The organism is Ensifer sp. M14, from assembly GCF_003355565.1.
Taxonomy (GTDB): domain Bacteria; phylum Pseudomonadota; class Alphaproteobacteria; order Rhizobiales; family Rhizobiaceae; genus Ensifer.
The window spans coordinates 3,076,513-3,096,741 of the sequence record NZ_QJNR01000004.1 but is presented as its reverse complement, the minus strand read 5'-3'; the positions used below and the strand labels follow the sequence as shown (position 1 = coordinate 3,096,741).

The 20,229-nt window shown below is 60.0% G+C and carries 20 protein-coding genes and 2 tRNA genes; 9 read left to right on the top strand and 13 right to left on the bottom strand.

From position 1 onward, the window contains the following. Positions 1 to 173 precede the first annotated feature (173 nt). On the bottom strand, positions 174 to 905 hold the full coding sequence (sfsA, locus tag BLJAPNOD_RS14980) for a DNA/RNA nuclease SfsA (protein ID WP_115420374.1): 732 nt from the start codon (positions 903 to 905) through the stop codon (positions 174 to 176). Between the two features lie 19 nt (positions 906 to 924). Continuing rightward, the gene (gene phaC / locus BLJAPNOD_RS14975; protein WP_244610944.1) at positions 925 to 2,775 is read right to left on the bottom strand and encodes a poly(3-hydroxyalkanoate) polymerase subunit PhaC; all 1,851 of its coding nucleotides are present in this window, start codon (positions 2,773 to 2,775) and stop codon (positions 925 to 927) included. A 109-nt stretch (positions 2,776 to 2,884) separates the two neighbouring features. Here phaC and BLJAPNOD_RS14970 point away from each other — a divergent pair, with 109 nt between their 5' ends. The 5 genes from BLJAPNOD_RS14970 to BLJAPNOD_RS14950 all read left to right on the top strand — a co-directional run bounded on the left by BLJAPNOD_RS14970 (position 2,885) and on the right by BLJAPNOD_RS14950 (position 8,926). Then, on the top strand, positions 2,885 to 3,193 hold the full coding sequence (locus BLJAPNOD_RS14970) for an SHOCT domain-containing protein (protein ID WP_115421301.1): 309 nt from the start codon (positions 2,885 to 2,887) through the stop codon (positions 3,191 to 3,193). 124 nt (positions 3,194 to 3,317) lie between these two features. Beyond that, complete coding sequence (locus BLJAPNOD_RS14965; RefSeq protein WP_077498242.1) at positions 3,318 to 4,535, top strand: LL-diaminopimelate aminotransferase; 1,218 nt, start codon at positions 3,318 to 3,320, stop codon at positions 4,533 to 4,535. 84 nt (positions 4,536 to 4,619) lie between these two features. After that, positions 4,620 to 5,942 carry a homoserine dehydrogenase gene (locus tag BLJAPNOD_RS14960; RefSeq protein WP_115420372.1) on the top strand — a complete coding sequence of 441 codons (1,323 nt, stop codon included), beginning with the start codon at positions 4,620 to 4,622 and terminating at the stop codon, positions 5,940 to 5,942. Positions 5,943 to 6,068: 126 nt separating this feature from the next. Then, positions 6,069 to 7,871 carry a single-stranded-DNA-specific exonuclease RecJ gene (gene recJ / locus BLJAPNOD_RS14955; protein ID WP_115420371.1) on the top strand — a complete coding sequence of 601 codons (1,803 nt, stop codon included), beginning with the start codon at positions 6,069 to 6,071 and terminating at the stop codon, positions 7,869 to 7,871. A gap of 491 nt (positions 7,872 to 8,362) precedes the next feature. Further along, positions 8,363 to 8,926: a hypothetical protein gene (locus tag BLJAPNOD_RS14950; RefSeq protein ID WP_115420370.1), complete on the top strand. Its 564-nt coding sequence runs from the start codon at positions 8,363 to 8,365 to the stop codon at positions 8,924 to 8,926. A 20-nt stretch (positions 8,927 to 8,946) separates the two neighbouring features. Here the strand turns inward: BLJAPNOD_RS14950 and BLJAPNOD_RS14945 are convergent, their stop codons facing one another. The 5 genes from BLJAPNOD_RS14945 to BLJAPNOD_RS14925 are packed head-to-tail and all read right to left on the bottom strand — an operon-like array spanning position 8,947 to position 13,040. Continuing rightward, positions 8,947 to 9,501 carry a hypothetical protein gene (locus tag BLJAPNOD_RS14945; protein ID WP_115420369.1) on the bottom strand — a complete coding sequence of 185 codons (555 nt, stop codon included), beginning with the start codon at positions 9,499 to 9,501 and terminating at the stop codon, positions 8,947 to 8,949. Continuing rightward, entirely contained in the window at positions 9,501 to 10,067 is a 567-nt protein-coding gene (locus tag BLJAPNOD_RS36430) for a hypothetical protein (protein ID WP_147294552.1), read from the bottom strand. The genes BLJAPNOD_RS14945 and BLJAPNOD_RS36430 overlap by 1 nt, the downstream gene beginning before the upstream one ends. Continuing rightward, positions 10,064 to 10,291, bottom strand: coding sequence for a hypothetical protein (locus BLJAPNOD_RS14935; protein WP_115420367.1), 228 nt, complete (start codon positions 10,289 to 10,291; stop codon positions 10,064 to 10,066). Before BLJAPNOD_RS14935 ends, BLJAPNOD_RS36430 begins: the two co-directional genes overlap by 4 nt. After that, positions 10,288 to 11,916 (bottom strand): phage portal protein, encoded by a 1,629-nt coding sequence (locus tag BLJAPNOD_RS14930; protein WP_244610943.1) that lies wholly within the window; start codon positions 11,914 to 11,916, stop codon positions 10,288 to 10,290. Before BLJAPNOD_RS14930 ends, BLJAPNOD_RS14935 begins: the two co-directional genes overlap by 4 nt. Next, positions 11,913 to 13,040, bottom strand: coding sequence for a phage major capsid protein (locus tag BLJAPNOD_RS14925; protein WP_158556131.1), 1,128 nt, complete (start codon positions 13,038 to 13,040; stop codon positions 11,913 to 11,915). Before BLJAPNOD_RS14925 ends, BLJAPNOD_RS14930 begins: the two co-directional genes overlap by 4 nt. A gap of 147 nt (positions 13,041 to 13,187) precedes the next feature. On the opposite strand from BLJAPNOD_RS14925, the gene BLJAPNOD_RS14920 reads away from it, so the two are divergent. After that, entirely contained in the window at positions 13,188 to 13,646 is a 459-nt protein-coding gene (locus BLJAPNOD_RS14920; protein ID WP_158556130.1) for a phage terminase small subunit P27 family, read from the top strand. A 115-nt stretch (positions 13,647 to 13,761) separates the two neighbouring features. On the opposite strand, the gene BLJAPNOD_RS14915 is transcribed toward BLJAPNOD_RS14920, so the two are convergent. The 4 genes from BLJAPNOD_RS14915 to BLJAPNOD_RS14900 form a co-directional block, all read right to left on the bottom strand. After that, positions 13,762 to 14,994: a DUF2399 domain-containing protein gene (locus BLJAPNOD_RS14915; RefSeq protein ID WP_158556129.1), complete on the bottom strand. Its 1,233-nt coding sequence runs from the start codon at positions 14,992 to 14,994 to the stop codon at positions 13,762 to 13,764. Further along, positions 14,991 to 16,337, bottom strand: coding sequence for an ATP-binding protein (locus BLJAPNOD_RS14910; RefSeq protein WP_115420362.1), 1,347 nt, complete (start codon positions 16,335 to 16,337; stop codon positions 14,991 to 14,993). The genes BLJAPNOD_RS14915 and BLJAPNOD_RS14910 overlap by 4 nt, the downstream gene beginning before the upstream one ends. Positions 16,338 to 16,472: 135 nt before the next feature. Beyond that, a complete protein-coding gene (locus BLJAPNOD_RS14905; protein ID WP_115420361.1) occupies positions 16,473 to 17,546 on the bottom strand; it encodes a helicase RepA family protein in 1,074 nt (357 codons plus the stop codon). 161 nt (positions 17,547 to 17,707) lie between these two features. Then, on the bottom strand, positions 17,708 to 17,899 hold the full coding sequence (locus tag BLJAPNOD_RS14900) for a helix-turn-helix domain-containing protein (RefSeq protein WP_115420360.1): 192 nt from the start codon (positions 17,897 to 17,899) through the stop codon (positions 17,708 to 17,710). 204 nt (positions 17,900 to 18,103) lie between these two features. On the opposite strand from BLJAPNOD_RS14900, the gene BLJAPNOD_RS14895 reads away from it, so the two are divergent. Genes BLJAPNOD_RS14895 through BLJAPNOD_RS14885 form a run of 3 tightly spaced genes read left to right on the top strand, consistent with a single transcriptional unit; the run spans position 18,104 to position 19,762 of the window. Further along, a complete protein-coding gene (locus BLJAPNOD_RS14895; RefSeq protein WP_115420359.1) occupies positions 18,104 to 18,355 on the top strand; it encodes a hypothetical protein in 252 nt (83 codons plus the stop codon). A gap of 53 nt (positions 18,356 to 18,408) precedes the next feature. Beyond that, positions 18,409 to 18,609 carry an XRE family transcriptional regulator gene (locus tag BLJAPNOD_RS14890; protein ID WP_115420358.1) on the top strand — a complete coding sequence of 67 codons (201 nt, stop codon included), beginning with the start codon at positions 18,409 to 18,411 and terminating at the stop codon, positions 18,607 to 18,609. After that, entirely contained in the window at positions 18,593 to 19,762 is a 1,170-nt protein-coding gene (locus BLJAPNOD_RS14885) for a site-specific integrase (protein WP_115420357.1), read from the top strand. The genes BLJAPNOD_RS14890 and BLJAPNOD_RS14885 overlap by 17 nt, the downstream gene beginning before the upstream one ends. Before the next feature lie 52 nt (positions 19,763 to 19,814). Here BLJAPNOD_RS14885 and BLJAPNOD_RS14880 read toward each other — a convergent pair. Then, a tRNA-Glu gene (locus BLJAPNOD_RS14880) sits at positions 19,815 to 19,889 on the bottom strand. Between the two features lie 197 nt (positions 19,890 to 20,086). Further along, positions 20,087 to 20,161: transfer RNA gene (locus BLJAPNOD_RS14875), tRNA-Glu, on the bottom strand. Positions 20,162 to 20,229: the final 68 nt, after the last annotated feature.

Here is a 20,229-nt window from a genome sequence, read left to right as displayed (position 1 = left end):
ACTGCCACGCACTAAAGGGGAACTGATATACGGCGCAGAGCTCAGCATTTCGGCGTCTCGTTCTTTCGCCTGGCCCGTCGTCAAGCCTACCGCGGAACAATGCCTGCGCCTATCCGTAGAATGTTGCAGGTTGGCGAGCGATTGGCGACAAAGGATCGGCCCGGTACGATCGCTCAGGCTGGGTTGCGAAGAGTGCCGACCTTCGCTTCGTCGACGGCGATAAGACCAATGGGCGCGATCTCAGTCGGCGATATCAGGCATTTCACCGCATAAGCCTCGACACCGCGCGCCATCGCGCGATCGAAGGCTGCGGCATAGGCGGGATCATAGTCGCGGCAGATCCTCAGGTTGTCGCAATCGCTGCGTTGCACGAGATAGACCATGATCGCCCGATGGCCGGCTTCAACCATGTCGCCCAGTTCTTCCAGGTGTTTTGCGCCGCGCGTGGTGGGACTGTCGGGAAACTCGGCCACACCGCCGATCCGACTGAAATGCACGTTCTTGACCTCGACATAAGCGGAGCCGCGGGCCGGATCGCTGAGCAGGATATCGATGCGCGAGTTGCGCCCGTACTTCTGCTCGCGAGAAAGCGACGGATAACTATGGAGATCGGAAATCAACCCGAGGCGAATGGCTTCTTCGGCCAAGCGGTTGGGCAGGCCGGTGTTGATGCCGACGAGCGTATCATCGGCCTCGACGATCTCCAGCATCTGCCGGTACTTTCGTGTCGGGCTGTCATGTTCCGACATCCAGATCCGCGAACCCGGTGTCGTCAGCCCGCGCATCGACCCGGTGTTGGGGCAAGAACCCGTCAAGGCCGTGCCGTCCATAAGAGTGGCGTCGAACAGAAAGCGTTTGTAGCGCTGCACGAGCGTGGCGGGCACGAGTGGCCGATCGAAAATCAAAGTCTATTCCACACTTTTGTCAGGCGCGAGCGCGCACGTAGGAGCCAGGTGCCTCTTCCAGCGTGTTGAGCGTGCCGCCGGGCTTGCGCGCCGGCACGCGCTTCTTGTCCAGCTTTTCGATCCACTGGTGCCAGTGCGGCCACCATGACCCCGGGGTTTCCTTGGCCGCCTTGACCCAATCGTCGAATTCGCCCTTGGGCGGCCCGCCGGTCCAGAACTGGTATTTTCCCTTGTCAGGAGGGTTGACGACGCCGGCGATGTGGCCGGAACCGGAGAGCACGTACGTGACCTTGCCGCCGAACGACGAGGAGCCGAGGAAGACCGAGCGCGGTGGGGCGATATGGTCTTCCTTCGTGGCGAGGTTGTAGATCGGGATCTTGACATCGCCGAGCGACACTTGTTTGCCCGCCAGCATCATCTCGCCCTTCGACAGACGGTTCTCCAGGTAGCAGTTGCGCAGGTAGAACGAGTGGTTGGCCGCCGGCATTCGGGTCGAATCGGAGTTCCAGTAGAGCAGGTCGAAGGGCAGGGGCTCCTGACCCTTGAGGTAGTTGTTGACGAAGTAGGGCCAGATCAGTTCGGAGGCGCGCAGCATGTTGAACGCCGTCGCCATCTTCGAACCGTCGAGATAGCCGGTAACCTGCATGTTCGATTCCATCTGGCTGATCTGATCTTCGTCGACGAAGACTTTGAGATCGCCCGCGTGGGTGAAATCGACCTGCGTGGTAAAGAGCGTCGCCGAGCGGATGCGTTCGTCGCCTTCGGCAGCGTGTAGCGCAAGCGTTGCGGCCAGCAGCGTTCCGCCGACGCAATAGCCGATGGCATTGACGTCGCGCTCGCCGGTCGCCTGTTCGACGGTGTCGAGCGCAAAGCCGATTCCTTCGCGCGCATACGCTTCCCAATCCTTGGCCGCATGGCGCTCGTCCGGGTTGACCCAGGAAATGACGAAGACCGTGTGCCCCTGGTCGACCGCCCATTTGATGAAGGATTTTTGCGGGTTGAGGTCGAGCACGTAGAACTTGTTGATCCAGGGGGGGCAGATCAACAGTGGGCGCTTGAGCACCGTTTCCGTCGACGCTTCGTACTGGATGACCTGACAGACGTCGCTCTGCGCGACGACCTTGCCGGGGGTGATGGCGATGTTTTCGCCGATCGCGAACTTGCTGGTATCGGTCTGGCGCATCTTGAGATCGCCCCGACCGGCGACCACATCCTCGGCAAACATCTGCATGCCCTTGACCAGGTTGGCGCCGCTGGTTGCAACCGTTTCCCGGTAGAGCTGCGGATTGGTGGTGACGAAATTGGTCGGCGACAGCGCGCTTGAAATCTGCCGGACGTAGAAGGCGGCCTTGTGCTTGGTATGGTCGTCAAGGCCCTCGGCGTCGCGCACCATCTTGTCGGCCCAGTCGGACGTGATGAAATAGGCTTGCCGGACGAAGTCGAAAAAGGGGTTCTTGACCCAGTCCTCATCGGTAAAGCGCTTGTCGGCGCGCTGCAGGCTGGAAGGATCGGCGGCCGCGGTGTCGCCGGACATGCGATTGAGCGTTCGAGACCACATCTCGAAGAAGCTGCCCATGAGATGGGTCTGTGCTTCGAGTGTGCGGCGCGGATCGGAAAGCCAATATTCGGAAACCCTGGAGAGGGTCTTGACCATGTCGGTGACGGGTTCGGCGAAGACGTCGGATTTTTCGCCGGTTTCGCGCGGCGCAAGCCAGGCCGAAGCCGCCTTGCCAAGTTGCTCCATTGCGCGGGCAAGGTTGACCGCGAGGCCTTCCGGATCCTTGACGATGTAGGGTTCAACGGACTTCGGGTCGAAGCCAGCAAAGCCGTCCTTGCCGGCGTGGCCTTCGGCGTTCCTGTCTGCTGTCACCCGGTTTCCTCCACAGCATCTTGTTTGTTTTGTATTTTTACATTCTGCCCGAAAATGATTACAAGGGCTAGCGCATCGTCGCGCCACGATAACAGAGGTCTTTGCCAGTATGCTCGCCGTCGGAAAACAGCGCTCCATCACCTGGGTTGCCGGGATCATTCTCCTTGGCACGCTCGCGGGCTGCAACACCCAGAAGACCCCGTTCGAAAACTATCCCTCCGTCTATGGTCAGAAGCCGGCGGCGACGCAGCAGATGACCAATGAGGAAGCCACCGATATGCAGGCGCGGTTGAGCTCGCTCGGTGCCGCGCGCAAATCCGGCTCCATCTCGGAAGCTGAGTATCAGCGTCGCATGAAGGAAATGCGTGCGCTTGCCGAAGACCACGGTTCCGACACGCTGAAACAGATCACGAATTAGCACTTGCGTTTCGGGTGATTTGGACGCAAAGCGTTCAATGGCCGCAGTGACGGCCGTTCACCAAAGCGCATGTTTTCGCGACGGCCAACCGCTGGCGGAGAGGTGCGCCAAACGAGGTTTGGAGATGGAAGAGTTTCACAAAGTCCGGCGTTTGCCGCCTTATGTTTTCGAACAGGTCAACCGTTTGAAAGCTAGCGCGCGAGCGGCCGGTGCTGACATCATCGACCTCGGCATGGGCAATCCGGATCTTCCCACTCCACAGTCGATTGTCGACAAGCTCTGCGAGGCCGTTCAGGACCCGCGCACGCATCGTTATTCGTCGTCGAAGGGCATTCCCGGGCTGCGTCGTGCCCAGGCCGCCTATTACGCCCGTCGCTTCGGCGTCAAACTGAACCCGGACACGCAGGTCGTCGCCACCCTTGGCTCCAAGGAAGGCTTCGCCAATATGGCGCAGGCGATCACTGCGCCCGGCGACGTGATCCTGTGCCCCAATCCGACCTATCCGATCCATGCCTTCGGTTTCCTGATGGCGGGCGGCGTCATCCGCTCAATCTCGGTCGAGCCGGACGAGAGCTTCTTCGGACCGCTGGAGCGGGCCGTGCGGCACTCGATCCCGAAACCGCTGGCGTTGATCCTCAACTATCCGTCGAACCCGACGGCGCAGGTGGCAACGCTCGACTTCTACAAGGACGTGATCGCATTCGCGAAGAAGCACGACATCATCGTGCTTTCGGATCTCGCGTATTCGGAGATCTACTTCAACGATGCTCCGCCGCCATCGGTCCTGGAAGTTCCAGGTGCCATCGACTGCACGGTCGAGTTCACCTCGATGTCAAAGACCTTCTCCATGCCCGGATGGCGCATGGGCTTTGCCGTTGGCAACGAGCGGCTGATCGCAGCGCTGACGCGCGTGAAGTCCTACCTCGACTATGGTGCGTTCACGCCGATCCAGGTTGCCGCCACACAGGCGCTCAACGGTGATGGCAGCGACATCGCCGAAGTCCGCAACATCTACAAGCGTCGCCGCGACGTGATGGTCGAAAGCTTCGGCAAAGCCGGCTTCGACGTGCCGCCGCCGGCAGCCACGATGTTTGCCTGGGCGAAGATCCCCGAGAAGTTCCGTCATCTTGGCTCGCTCGAATTCTCCAAGCTGCTCGTCGAAAAGGCCGATGTGGCCGTCGCACCTGGCATCGGCTTCGGCGAGCAGGGCGACGACTACGTGCGTCTGGCGCTCGTGGAAAACGAACACCGGATTCGCCAGGCGGCCCGCAACATCAAGAAGTTCCTGTCCACGGCTGACGAGACAATGCACAACGTCATCTCGCTCAACGCGCATCGGTAAAAGACGGGGGCGTGCGGCGAGCGCGCCCCTTCCACCACGGCCCCGCCGTTCTGGCGGGGCGCCTTCACATGTTAGGAAATGGCTATGGCAGATGCCCTCAAAATTGGCATTGCGGGCTTGGGTACCGTCGGTGCCTCGCTCGTGCGGATCCTCCAGGATCGTCGCGAGATGCTGGCAACGACATGTGGCAGGGCAATCGAGATTACAGCCGTCACGGCGCGTGACCGCTCCAAGGACCGTGGCGTCGATCTTTCCAAGGCGACCTGGTTCGAGGACGCGGTTTCGCTCGCTGCCAATGCCGATATCGATGTTTTCATCGAGCTGATGGGCGGCTCCGGCGATCCGGCTTATGCCGCCGTCAAGACGGCGCTTGGTCGTGGCATCCATGTCGTCACCGCCAACAAGGCGCTGCTGGCAGCCCACGGCATCGAGCTTGCAGCGATTGCCGAGCACAAGGGCGCGCTGCTCAACTACGAAGCAGCTGTCGCCGGTGGCATTCCGGTCATCAAGGCGCTGCGCGAATCAATGACCGGCAACACGATCTCGCGCGTTTACGGGATCATGAACGGCACCTGCAACTACATCCTGACGAAGATGGAAAAGGAAGGACTCTCGTTCGGGGCCTGCCTGAAGGAAGCCCAGCGGCTTGGCTATGCCGAGGCCGACCCGGCCTTCGACATCGAAGGCAATGATACCGCGCACAAGCTGTCGATCCTGACGAGCCTTGCCTTCGGAACCGCGATCGCAGCCGACGACATCTATCTCGAAGGCATCACCAATATCTCCATCGACGATATCAATGCGGCCGCCGACCTCGGCTACCGCATCAAGCTTCTCGGCGTCGCCCAGCGGACCGAAAGCGGCATCGAGCAGCGCGTGCATCCGACGATGGTTCCTTATGACTCGGTGATCGCCCAGGTCGATGGCGTCACCAATGCGGTCGCGATCGAATCCGATATTCTCGGCGAACTGCTGATGGTCGGCCCCGGTGCCGGCGGCAACGCCACGGCATCTGCCGTTCTCGGTGACGTCGCCGATATCGCCAAGAGCCGCCCGGGCGCCCAGCACGTGCCTGCATTTGGCCGTCCGACCAATGCGCTGCTGCCCTACAAGCGCGCGCAGATCCAGAGCCATGAAGGCGGTTACTTCATCCGTCTGAAAGTCGTCGATCGCACCGGTGTGTTTGCAAGCATCGCATCGCGCATGGCCGAAAACGGCATCTCGCTGGAATCGATCATGCAGCATTCCAAGCACCCGAAGGAATCGGACGAACCACAGACGATCATCCTTGTGACGCACGCGACCGCGGAGCACTCGGTGCGCGATGCGATCGTTGCAATCAAGAGCGAAGGCTATCTGGTCGGTGAGCCGCAGGTCATCCGCATCGAGCGGCCCAAGGCGGCCTAAGTCCAGGCGCAAAACTGTTGAGAAAGGGCCCCATCGACCACTGGCGTCGGTGGGGCCTTTTTCATGCCGGGTTTTGCATGCGCGCATTGTTCGCTAAGAACGAAAAATCATGGGCAGGTGGACAGCATGGAAGAACCGGTAGATCCGATACAGCGAGCGTTCCTTGGCGTGGAGCGATCGATCAGCGGCCAGCGCTGGGTGTCCCGCCTCGATCAGGCCGGCCAGAACCGGGCGCTGGCGATCAGTCAGGTCCACGGCTACTCCGATCTGATCGGCCGCGTTCTCGCCGGACGTGGCGTTTCGCTCGACGATGCCGCGACCTTCCTCGACCCGACGCTTCGCGCGCTGATGCCGGATCCCGATACCTTGACCGACTGCCGCAAGGCGGCGGAGCGTTTGGCGCTGGCGATTTCCAGGCGCGAGAAGGTGGTGGTCTTCGGCGACTACGACGTCGATGGCGCCTCTTCGTCGGCATTGATGGCGCGCTTCCTGGGGCATTTCGGGCTCGAAGCCGAGATCTACATCCCCGATCGGATATTCGAAGGTTACGGCCCTAATCCGCAGGCGATCGAGCAACTGATCGACAACGGGGCGAGGCTCATCGTCACGGTCGACTGTGGCTCGACCAGCCATGAGTCGCTTGCTGTTGCTGCAAAGCGCGGCATCGACGTCGTTGTCATAGACCATCACCAAGTCGGCGCGACGCTGCCGCCGTGCCATGCGCTCGTCAACCCCAACCGCGAGGACGATCTCTCGGGGCAGGGACACCTTTGCGCCGCCGGCGTCGTCTACCTCGTGCTCGTCAATACGGTGCGTGTGCTGCGCGCCGCCGGTGACACACGCGTCGCATCCTTCGATCTGCTGACGCAGCTTGATCTCGTGGCGCTTGCGACGGTGTGTGACGTGGTGCCGCTCAAGGGGCTCAATCGCGCCTATGTCGTCAAGGGGCTGATTGCAGCGCGACACATGGGCAATGTCGGGCTGGCGGCTCTGTTGCGCAAGGCGGCCATCGGAGGTCCGGTGACGCCGTATCATCTCGGCTTTCTGGTCGGACCGCGCATCAATGCCGGCGGACGCATCGGTGACGCAGCGCTTGGCAGTCGCCTCCTGACGATGGAGGACAGCGCTGCCGCGGAAACGATCGCAGCTCGGCTCGACGAACTCAACCGCGAGCGACAGGCAATGGAAGCCGCAATGCTGGCCGAGGCAGAGGCGGAGGTTCTGGCCGAATACGGGACGGGCGAGGGCGCCTCTGTGATCGTGACGGCGCGGGAGAACTGGCACCCGGGCATCGTTGGGCTGATTGCAGCAAGGATCAAAGAAAAGTTCCGCCGTCCAACCTTTGCCATTGCCTTCGATCCGAATGGTCGCGGCACGGGATCGGGCCGGTCGATCGCCGGCTTCGATATGGGCAAGATGGTTCGTGCCGCCGTCGATGGCGGATTGTTGGTGAAGGGCGGCGGCCATGCGATGGCGGCCGGCCTGACGGTCGAGCGGTCAAACCTCGGCCGGTTGCGGCAATTCTTCGAGGAGAAAGCCGAGGCGGCTGTCCGTGACCTCGTTGCGGTGCAGACGCTCAAGGTCGATGGTGCGCTGGGTGCGTCGGGCGCGACATTTGAACTGATCGATCTGCTGGAGCAGGCAGGCCCCTATGGCTCCGCCCATCCACAGCCGGTCTTTGCCTTCCCGTCGCATCGGCTGCGCGACTGCCGCCAGGTCGGGGCCAGCCACATCAAGGTGACGCTTGAGGGCCAGGATGGCAGCCGGCTCGACGGCATCGCTTTCCGGGCTGTGGAAACGCCGCTCGGCGACTTCCTGTTTGCCAGCCGCGGTGCATCGATCCACGTTGCCGGCTCGGTTTCGGCCGATCTCTGGCAGGGCCAGCGTCGCGTCCAGTTGCGCGTCAGTGATGCTGCCAAGGCATTCTAGCCGGCGAGCCTGCGCGCGAACCTCGATTTCTCACGATCTGCGGTGCTGCTTGAACGGCACTGTTTTCCGCCGGCATGATTCTGCCGGGTGGCCGTGGGGCGCCCGCATGGCAGGCGAGGGAGCACTTTGTCTGCCGGGATGGAGTGTGGACGAATGGAGCCCTGCGATGGCGGGCAGATCAAATCGTAATAATGTCAGGGAAAGATCACAGTGGCACGCCCTAGGGGAGTGCCATTTCTCTTTTGGATCAATGGCTTGCAAAATAGTTCCCCAACAATCGTTCTCGTCCCGTTCATGGGTTTCCCATTCGATGTCGGGGAACCTTCTCCCATGTTGGGGAACCTGATCGCCCGCCACGGGTGACGAGCCTGTGGATTGTGTGAATGACGGGTATGTCACAAATCACCCCGTCGTTTTCTGGCCGGAGTGGTTGCAGCGAATCTAAAACACGCGCTTCCTTTTGTTAATGCAAACCACAAAAGGAACCGTGCATGACATTCAATGCAACTGAAACCCTCTCTCTATCCTTTATCGAAACCGATGCCGGAAAGTTTGTCGCCCGGGCAAAATGCTTTCTCGAAGGCGCGAATCTCCTGAAAATGGAGTTGGTGAACGGCAACCGGATGCTTTTCGCTCCCGCACTTCATCTAGCCGGTCAAGGCTTAGAACTTCTCCTCAAAGGTTGTCTCATTCATCACGGCGCAACGGAACGCGATGTCAAAGACATGTACGGGCACCGCATCAACGAAATGTGGAATCAGCCACAATGCGACCAGCTGAGAGCCGCAGCCGCGATTAACGCTGCAATCACTCACGAAGAGGCTTTAGGTTCTGGCGTGTATCCAGATGCCGCTAAGGTAAATGACCCTGCGTCCCTATTTGAGGAATACTGCGGTGCGCTTGGCACGCTTCACGCGGGCGGCGGCTTTCCCCTTCGCTATCCCACCGAACACGACAGAATGGCTCCACGCACGCCCCTCTTGATCGGAACGCTTTGGCGGACCGCCGACGACTACGCAAAGCGACCCACAGAGTTTCTTTCGGCTTTAGGATGAAGTGGCGCGCTTCGTCCAACTCATGCCCTTGGCACCCAATTGCCAAGCAGCAGGTCGTTCATCCACTGCGGCACTTGCTCGACACTGTAGGACGTGACGCTTTCGCGGGCCTCATAGTAGAAAGCGGCCACCCGGAAACTGATGTCGATGACCGATGGCGGCAAGGATGCCATGTCGGCATAGCCAGCGGTCAACGTGTTTTCCAGCCCCGCTGGAATGACGCCGCCGTCTTTACGCTCAAGGAACCAAGGCGTCGTTGCCGTAGATCCGCGAAGCATCCGGTACTCGTCTGAGATATCGACGCTGTCGAGACTGACGGTGAAGCTCGAAACAGGCTGCACCGGTAGTGCGACGCGTGTCGTCGTCGCTGTAACGAGCGGTACCCAAACGGTCGTGTTGCCGAACACGAACCACCCCGCATGGCGTTCGAACAGGTCGATGGATCGCATCAGGCAAAGCGTCAGATAGGCGTCGTCGTCGGCGAACGTCACCCGGCAATGCGTCTTGAACATCGGCAGCATTTCATCGGGAAGCGTGGTGCGATCAACGTTTAAGACAAACCAGTTATTCGACATCACGCACCCAATCCATCAAGTGTCGTCGGGATGATGAACGGCACCCAAACGCCGTTTTGCATCGCGTAAAAATTGCCATCGCTCGGTGGCATCGGCAGGCCGGGACCGGGTGGCCCTTGGATGCCCTGCGGTCCTTGCGCGCCAGTGTCACCCTTCACGCCTTGTGGTCCCTGCGGACCGGCTGGACCTGCCGCGCCATCGGCACCGGGCGGACCTTGCGCCCCATCCGCGCCCGGATCGCCCTGCGGTCCCTGTGGTCCGGGATCGCCCTGTTGCCCTGGTAAACCGCTTGGACCTCGCGGACCGGGTGGCCCCGGTGGACCTTGCTCGCCAACACCACCACCACTGCCGCCACCTTTGATGACGACCCATGCGCCAGCTTGCCGACCGAATGGCCCACCGGCTTCCGGCGCTTCCTCGATCAGTTCGACGCCGTTGACGATGACTTGCCCGGCCACGGTGTCGTAAAGCAAACCTTCGTCGCCCAAGACGCTGCCGTCGTCGCCGAGCAACGCGATGCGCTTTATTTGACTCAGGGAAGCCCGTACGCGTGCAAGAACGTTCACTGCACTATCGCCCCTTGCTCGGCGCTCCGAGCGCGCCTGCGCTCGTCCCTGTCCCGCATTTCGCGGATATGCGCTTCAAGTAGGGCAACGCGCCTCAGCAAGTAGACACTTGAGCCCGCATCGATCGATGTGATCTTCATGCGCAACTCGTTTTGCATGCGCCGGATCAGCTTGAGTTCCTGTCGCACCTCGGCTTTCAGGACTTCGACATCGTATTCCGTCATCGCGAATACTCCTCACGCTTCGGCACGGTGGCGAGCGCCCGCTTCAGCGCCTCCATTTCGGCCCGCAACGTCTCGATTTCCTCGCGTTCGGCTTGGCGGCTCGCCGTGACTTCCCGCCTGATGCCGTCCGCTTGCTGCCTCGCATACTGCTGGCGAAGGCCGCGCAATTCGCCAAGACGGGCGGAATGCTCTTTGGTGAGGGTGGCGACTTCGGCCTTCATCTCATCAAGAGCCGTCTTGAGGGTTGCCCGTTCCTCGCTGCGGGCTCTCGCTGAAATGGCGTCGAGTTCGTGCGCCGACTTGCCCGCTGTTGGCGCTGCCGGTGCTTCCTGCCGTCCGACTTCCCATGCCGACAGCGGAACGACTTGTTGCTGTACTCGCGGTTCGTCGCCGTAAGGTACGTCCGGCAAGTCTTCGGAGTTGCGTGCCTCGTTCGGCGACATGATGCCGGAAATCACGGCCTTCGACAGCGCGTCGTACCTGTCCTTTTCCATCGGACGCAGAAGAGCGCGGGTGTCCAGTTCGATGTATTCTTCCGGGAAGCCATCAAGGTCAAAGAACTGATCAAGGGCGGTTTCGACATGATCGATGACGAAGCCGAGCCCGGATGACAGCCAGCTTTGAATGAGCGCTTCCGTCGAGCCGTAGGAACTGCGGTCCGTCTGGCCTAGGATTGCCGGTGGCACGCCCAGACACATGAATATCTGATCCTGTGTCAACTTCGATGCATTGGCGAGTTCCGCTTCCTGCGCCGTCATGGAGATGCCCTTGAACTGCAAACCGTTCGTCAGGATCGGCGGGCCGGAGTTGATGTCATCGACGCCGCGCCACGTCTCATTGATCTTGGCGCGCAACTCGGAAATCTGGCTCGCCGTCAGGTTCAAGGATGTTTCGATTACGCCGGGCGGCTTGCCCATGCTGGCAAACATCGCGATCAGGCGTTGGCCGATCATGCGTTGCGCAATGATGGCGTCCGTGGCGTGCCGGAGCGGCGACAGACCTTTCAGGTACTCGCCCTTCTCGGTCTGTAGCTTGACGTGCAAGCAGTCGCGGGCGGGCACAAGCAACCGCTGCCGGGCGTTGGCATAGCCGGAGAAGAAACCGCCGTTATCGCCTTGCAGCACGCTGTTGCCGTCGAGTTCGTACCAGACGGATTCCGCCTCGCCGACGATAGCCTTGCTGCGACGCGGATCGAAGGGATGGAGACTATCGACCTCATAGCGAAGGTTGCGCCTGCCGAGATGATAGCTGTTGCCGTGATAGAAGAGATCGCGGACAAGCTGGTAGATGAGATCGGACCGGCTCATGTAATCGTTGGGGTGTTTCAACACCCTGTATGCCGCCGAGTTCACCCGCTCGCGCCCGCCGTCTGGCAGCGCCCGCCAATGCGTCGCCGGGCATTGCGCGATGGTCTGCGCATAGGCATTTACACATGCCTCGACGACCGCGACAGAGCCGATACCGTCAATCGGATCATGGCCCATCTGCCAGAAGTTCCACGACTTGCCCCACGAGTCCGGCAACAGCCCGTCAGGCCATGAAACAAGCCACGGCCCATCGCGTGGTTCGCCTTCGACGGCCTTGACCGGTTGCGAGGTGGCAGGGATGCGGACGCGCGGTTTCACCATTTCACACCTGTTGCGGTCGATGCCTTCGAAAGCAGTTGCCAGCTGATGTCTTCGATCAGACGAAGACCCTGACAATCCTGCTGCCACAGCGACATTGCAGGCGATCCGGTCATGACGTCAGCGACGGGTGCCGTGTCGCTATGAACTAGAGCTTCGGTGCTGACAGAAGCGTCGAACGAATCCGGCGCGGCACCGCTGGCAAAATCCGCCGCATCGACTGCCGAGACCGTGCCAGCCGGGACAAATTCGCTCGTGACCACCGCGAGGTTTGCACCCGGAAACATCAAGTCGAGCGCAACACTTTGCTTCACGTTCATGATCAGCACTGGCCGTTCGGCTGGCAGCGGATCGGCAAGCGCCGCGATCAATGCAGCGATATCTTCGGCAGCCGCTGTCGCCGGATCGGTCGACGTGGACGGCGGGACGACCGTTGCGCCATTCAGGATGCCAGCCGGGCGGCTCGTCGTCGCGGCGCTCGCGGAGATCAGAACCTTATCCACGCTTCGCATTATGTCTTGCGCCAGCAACCGCGTCAGAATGGCCTCGATCGTCGCCGGGCCTTTCTTGATCAGATCGCCCGTCGTGACGGTCAACAATGCCGCCTTGAAGGATGCAAGCGGATGGTTCTCAAGGAACCGGCTTCGCGCCGGGATCGCGCCACCTTCGCTGACGAAGACGTCAACCGGATCAGCATCGACCTTGGCTGTCGGGATGCGGACCGCGCCACCTGACGACAGCAGTTCGACGCGAAGACCGGCAGCGGTTAGCTGGCCGTAGACCGATTGCGGCGCAAGGATCGCCAGCGCGGACGTAAGGACTTCATCGCCGACCAGGTCGCCAGCCCAACTTGGCACTGTCGTCATTGCTGGAGAGATCGCGGCCTTGACGCGTGTCAGGCCGGACAGGGACCGCATCGAAGGTGCGCCGTTGCCGAACAAGTGCTTTGCCAAAACGTCGAGATCGGTGCCCGGCTTTCCGACCGCAACGAGCTTGACGGCAATGGATCGCACCAGCTGCTTTTGAGCTTCACGAAGTGGGTTGATGGCACCCCGCCTCAGTCGACGCTCAATGCCGATGGAAAGGCTTTTGACGGCGGCGATGTCGGCGGCGATGTCAGCCATAGTAAAAAACCCCACGTTTTGCGCGGGGTTCGGACGATCCACATTCTGTGTTCTAGACACCTGCCCCGCGAAGGACATGGGTCAAGTGTAGTCGTTTCGCTTCCGAAATGATATTTCCTAGAAGGTAGGTTTTGAAAGGAGATGACCATGGCCGGGAACATGAACTCAGGCGGGCGGAACCGTAAGAGCGCAAAGATCAAGGTCATCGAAGGCGGACGAGGTCACAGGCGCATTGAGCCAGAGATCGAAGCAACCGGCGCGCCGAAGATGCCCGACTATTTCAGCCGCGATCAGCAATCGCTATGGAATGACCTAATCGCATCCATGCCAGTTGGCACATTCAAGGCTGCCGACAGCGCATTGCTCGAAATGTTCGTCATAGTCTCGCTTAGGCTGCGGGAAGCCGAGATGATCGTCGCCGACAGCGGCCTTCTCATCGCTGGCGCACAAGGCATCACCCGAAACCCGGCGCTGATGATCATCACGGCGGCTGAAAAGCAAATCGTCAGCCTCAGCGACAGGCTCGGCCTCAGTCCCGCCGCTCGCACCCGACTTCACGTCGGGAAAGATGAGGATGCCGACGAGATGGCGTGGTTGATGAACTGATCAGGCACAACCAAAACCCACTTTTTTGCCCATTTGCCATTTGCTGCGGGCGTACGCGCAAGTCTGGGCCGCCGGTCTTTACGCACGCGTGCGAGACAAATCTTCATGCCCCCCGTCAGCCGCCGCCCTGCCTGTTCTTCGTTGCCTCTCCACCCATGACGCGCACGACAGCGTCATCCCACGGTATGGTTGGATCAGCGATCAGCATGGCGCGCACCTGCTCTTCAAGGTCGTCGGGAATGGCGATGTCGATATCTTCTCTAGCCTGTTCGCGGCGGATCACCTGCTGAAGTCTGGCGATCTTCGCTGCGCGGGTGGCGGCAAGGTGCAATGTCGCCTGATCAGGGACCACCTTGCGGACACCGTGCTCTTCAAGTTTGCGCTCGATAAAGTTGATCATCTTCGGCGACGACATCGCGTTAAGTTCGACGCGCTCGCGACCCTTGACCAGGAAGTCGATTTCGTCCTCGGTCGCACCGTAGCGGCGCAACGTGGCGATGTGCGCGTCACGCGCCTTCGGTTCGATCGCGACCTTCTCGCGCCCCAGTCCATCGATGTCGGCGAGCCGGAGCCCGATGTCGATCACCGGAAATTCACGGTCGAAACGGAAACGGCGCGTATCGTTCTGCAATGTGCCAGCGATGACCATGCCGGAGATGTCGAAGTCGTGCATGACCAGCAGCGGCACGCCGTCGCCACATATGCTCTGAGCCAGACGGCGCATTGCCGTTGTGCTCATACCCTTCGTGCTTGCAATGGCGATGTCAAAGCGTTCGGCGATTCGCGCGCTCTTGATGAGCGGATCGAAGCCTTGCTTTTCGATAAACAACAACGCGCCGAAGCGATGGCTTGGACCGTCGGTCGGAAAGCCGGTATCGAGATGAAAGCCCGGCACGGCTTCCGGTAATTGATAGCATTCGGCGTTGTCGAGATATTGCCGGACCTGAAGCGTGCCAAGCGGTACGCGCCTGCCAGTATGCGGCTCGACGAAGTCGCCTCTCGCGTCGTAGACGACGTCCCAATCCAGATCATGTTCATCGACATGTTCCGCCAGCAGCTGTGAGAAATAGCCGTAGTTGAGTTCCTTACCGGTGAGATCGGCGACGGCCTCACGGATGGCGTAGTAAATCTGCCGACAGGACGCTGGCAGCGCGCCGTCGCCTGATGCTTTCAGCCATGCGGATTCCGCGTACATTCCCACGGCGTTTTTCGCTGTAACGCGCCGACTGCGTGTCAGCCGGTCACGCCGGTTAAGCCAAGCCGATGCGTTGCGTTCCTCCTGCTTACGCTGTTTCGCCCATTTCGCGGTAACGCCGACGATGGCGTCTATGATCGTGTCGCTCTTCATGACAGCACCACCGACGATTTGCCGCGATCGAGATATTCGACGCGCGGACATGACACGTGCAGAAAGATGACGACCGGCTCATCTCGCGTGCAGCGCTGCCCCGCCAGGATGGTGTCGAGCGATTGCCCGTATCCGCCGATGGTCCGAAACGGGTTGTTGATGCAGGCCGACCAGTTGATGCCGGTGACGATGCTGCGGCAATCGCCGAAGTGCGCCAGTCCCGTTTCGCCCAGATAGGCGAACGCGGTCTCGGTGATGAACGGCAGACCGTCGTCGCTGTAGTCCTCCGCCTTGCGATACTGGAATGTTTCCATGTCCGCGCCGATCGCCATGCAGCGCTCGAACAGGTGATCGCGGCCAATGGAGCCGAGAAGTTTCGGCTTCACCGGAGCCGAGTGCTCTGCCATGACGGCGAACAATCGTGCGGCCATGTTCTCGTCAACCGCGCCACCCCTCACCAGCGCGGTAAGCGGCGCGCGCAAGAGATCGAGTTCATCCAATACCGTTTTCTGCTTTGCCGAACCGGAGAAGCCGCGAAACTGTCCGACGAACTCGCGCAGGGTCCGGCCCCGGCCGTTATCAGCGTCGTGGCTGAGAAGTGCCGCGATCAGCCGGACCTGGCGGTCGCGCGAATACCAGTGCGGCGAGGTCGGATCGCTTGTCTTCCATTTCGACCAGCCTTCGTCGGTCGCCGTGATGACATGCCGATCCTCAAGCAGATCGACAGTCATGCTGAGGTTTGGATTGAGCCAGCAATAATCCTTGGCGATTTGTAAAAACCGATCCATCGCGCGTTCGAGTATTGAGCAAGCTTGATCCGGCCACGGAATCCGAATTTCGGTGCCTTTTTTCCAATCCACCGCTTCGACGCGATAATCGATCTGCGGCTCCTGCCTGATCTGATCGACCTTGAAACCTATGCTGTGACGCTGATCGCGGGATGTGATCGAGATCACTTGAGCCTCTTCCTGGTCGAGCGCGAACGGCATGGCGACGAGCGTCTTCAGCGCGTTGCCCTGCGCGCCGCGCGACGGCGAGACCCAGGCTTCGCGCGACGAGACCCGCATAGTGAAGTCGAGAATGCTCTCGATCGTCGAAGCCGGAAGGCCGGGACCGTTGTCGGTGACGACAATGGAACCATCGCCGTGAACGGCGATGCCGATCACCGGCACGATGTTTGCGTCCTCGCAGGCGTCAAGCGCGTTATCGACGAGCTCCTTCAGGATCACCAGCGGCCAGTCGGAGACGTCATGGCCGGTCTGCGCCTGAAGCTCGCGGCGACCGACGAAGTCGAGCAGCCGGGATGTGCGGATGGTGTCGCGTTCAAGGATGTGCTTCGTCATGCCCTTTCTTCCTTCATTGCCGAACAGCTGAACAACACGGAACAGTGTTCATGTTTGTTCTGCCTGTTCATGTGCTTGTCTGGGGGAACGAACAGACGAACATCCCTTCTAGGGAGATGTTCGTTCTGTTCGCCCCTACAGCACCAACCAAACATGACTGTTCCATGTAGCTATCTTATTGGTATTCAATAGTTTTTCGCTTGCTCGCTTGAAGGACATTCGAACCGCGTCGTCGTTCCCTCCCGAACATAGTCCGCGAGCGATTGCATGAGCCCTCCAAGAATCAATAGAAGTTGTCCTTGTCCGGCTTGGAATGTGGTTGTTTTCCGGTGGAACACTCCCGCGCTCGTTGACGAGTTCGACGAGTGCTTCATAGGCGATCTTCGCCGCTCCGGTAGGTTGCCAGACCTTGCGCTCTGTCTTCCTGACTTCCGGCTGCGACAACTCAGCGATGACGCATGTGGTGGTGCCGTCCGCCATCTCGACTACATCGAGATCGAACGTCATCGACAGATCGCCTTCGCCGTCGCGCATCTTGGTCAGCTTCGCCGAGCGCATGCCGCCATCGTCCTTGCGCACCCACCATTCGCAATCGGTCGCCCCGTTGATGGCTGACGAGCCGCGCATGCCGCGCCCGTCATCCTTGCCGGTGTGATGGACGCCGACGACGATGCAGTCGAAGTGGCGGGCTATACGGTCGGCATTGGCGATGAACGCGCCCATGTGCATGACGCTGTTTTCGTCGCTTCCAGGCGTGACGCGGGCGACCGTATCGAGAAAGATCATGCCAAGGTTCGGGATGCGGGCGGCTTGGATATCAAGGATCAGCCGATTGCTGTCGTTGGGATTGGCGAAGCCGAGATTTGGCGCTTCGGTGATCAGGTAAAATTCAGCGTCGGTAACGCCGAGCCGGTCGCGGGCCGCAATTATCCGTTTCTTGATGCCGTTGCCCGCCTCTGCGGCGATATAGACGACGCCGCTCCTTTCAGTCTCGCAACCGAAGAACGGCAAACCAGCGGCGACCGTCAGCCCCAGATGGATGGCCCAGAAGGTCTTACCGCAACCGGGTGGCCCGTAGATCGTGGCAAAGCCGGTTCTTGGCATGAGACGCTGGACGCGGGTTTCCGGCTCCGGCTCGTTCTCGTCGAGTTGCGAAAGGTGGATCAGTTGGAATGGCGGGCGTGTATGGCCGTCGTAGTTGCCATGCATGGAAAAATTCCTTCAAGTCTTGCGAAGGAATGGTAGGATGAGCGCGGAACACGTTCATCACATTCCCTCGACAGGAAACATACCGGTGGCCCCTCGCCACCGGTTTTTGTTTGCGGTCTTGCTCCTGTCGGGATGGTCACGATCTTCCGCCGCGATCCGGTTTATGCTGCGTCGTTGCCGAGCATTTTTTCGAGCGGCTTCTTCAGCACGCGGTAACTGCCACCTATTTTGATCGCTGGAATTTCGCCGCGATGGATGGCCCTGTAGGTCTCATTAAGTCCGATGCCGAGAATGCGCCTCGTCGTGGCAACAGAGATCGTTTCGGCCTCTTCAGTCTCGTCATGTTCTTCCATCGCTATTCCCTTCGGTATCCAATCGAAATGAAGATCAAATAAGAAACGTTAAATATCAAGTATAAACTGCCAATATTAGCAAAGTTACCTTTCTGGTAAATGCATTACCTTTTAGGTATATTGTGTGCAGCGTTGATTTTCTATTGTCGAAACCTCGATTTGAGTTTTACAGTGAAGGAAAATGACAATCCGTGGAAATCGACGATGAAAAACGATCCGCTTGCTTATCCGCCGCGTGGCTTGTGCCGCGAGGAAGCCGCCCGGTACATCGGTGTCGGTCCCACGAAGTTTGACGAGATGGTCGCCGATGGCCGCATGCCAAAACCGAAGCGCGTCGATAGCCGGACGGTCTGGGATCGCGTCGCACTCGACGCCCACTTCACGGCCCTGTCGGAAGAGAAAGACGACCTCGACGCACTGGTCGCCCGTAGCCGAAAAGTTACGCGCATTGCGTAATACGCGAAATGCGTATACAAACATTGCAGGCAACTCGAATCAGGGAACCTGCAATGACACCAGAAGAGAAGCGCGATCTCGCCGACGCGCTGAAGAAATGGCGAGGATCAGCACCGGCAAGCGCCGCCGCCAACGTGCTTGGCATCCCACGGCGCACCCTTGAAGGCATCGAACAGGGCAGGGGCTTTTCCTACCCGGTTCTTCTGCGCCACGCGCTTAAGACCATGGAGCCGCCGCATGGCAACGCATCCTGAATATCCCGGCGCATCGTCGAAGAAGGATCGTCACGGCAAGGAACGCTGGCGCTACCGTGGCAAGGGCAGAGACGGTAAGGAAGTCTCGTTGCCGGGCCAACCGGGCGACGAAGCATTCGAGCAAGCCTATCAGGCGGCAACGCTTGGCACGTCCGCGACGGTTTCCATGCTTCCGGGCAAGATCGTGCCGCAATCGTTCATGCATGCCTACACAATGCTGAAAGCATCGCCTGAATGGCTGGCGCTCGACTCGAAGACGCAAAGCTACAACGTCCTTCAGATCGAGACCTTTCTGGCCGCTCAAGTCGATCCGGCGCACGAACTTACGTGGCGCGATGTGCCGATGAAGATGATGACGCACAAGCACGTCAGAGCCTTCCTGAAGCCCTATCACGTCAACGTGTCGGCATCGAAGGCGAAGCATCTTCTCGTCGGCATGCGCAAGTTGATCGGCGTCGCTATTCTTGAGGAATGGATCGAACTCGATCCGACCAGCAGTTACAAGATCACGATTCCGCCCACCGATGGCTTCAAGGCTTGGCCGCGCGAATATCGCGAACGGTTCGAGGCGCACCATAAAGTCGGCACCTCGGCGCGTACCGCCTATGCGCTCGCTATGTGGCTCGGCAACCGTCGCGGCGACATCGCGAATCTTCGTTGGGATCAGCTGGTCGAGGAGGAGGTCGAGCTAGCCGGTGGTGTGGTCGAGAAGATCACCGCCTTCGATTTCCGGCAACGCAAGAATGCCAAGCGGACGGGCGGCAAGGAAATGTTCCTGAAGGTCACGAAGGCGCTTGCCGACGCACTGGCACCGCTCGACAGGTCGAAGGGCGGAACCGTACTCTTAAGCGCCTATGGCGAGGCGTACAGCGAAAAGGGGCTCGGCAACCGGATGCGGAACTGGTGCGAGCAAGCGGGCATCCCGGCAGGATATACACTGCACGGCTTGCGCAAATCACTCGGCGTGCACCTCGCCGAAAACGGTGCGAGCGCGCGCCAGATACAAGACGTTCTCGGTCACTCGTCGATGAAGGAATCAGACAAGTACATCGAGGCGGCGAACCGGAAGCGGACGGCGACCGATGCGCTGAGTGTGATCGAAAAACAGGAAGCGGAACGGGCGGCAAGGCCGAAGCTTGTCGTCGTCAGATGATGTCGGGGAACCGTTGGGAACCGGTTTCTATCCCATTGATTTAAATCACAGATGGCACGCCCTAGGGGAGTCGAACCCCTCTTCCCAGAATGAAAATCTGGTGTCCTAACCGATAGACGAAGGGCGCACTTGCTGTGTGCGCGTCTTATAGTCAGCCCCTTTGCCGGCTGCAAGCGCTAATGTCGATATTTTTAAGGTTTTCTGTGAAAAATGCTGGAAGAATCAAAGGCTAAGAATGCGACGCTCATCGTCGAAACGAAGAGGCGTGCGGTCGCCGCAATCGGGCCAAATCGGAAATAAGTATGGTGGGGAAGAGGATCACAGTGGCACGCCCTAGGGGAGTCGAACCCCTCTTCCCAGAATGAAAATCTGGTGTCCTAACCGATAGACGAAGGGCGCACTTGCTGTGTGGGCGTCTTATAATCAGGCGTTTTGATTACCGCAAGCGGCAATTTTCATTTTTCTGT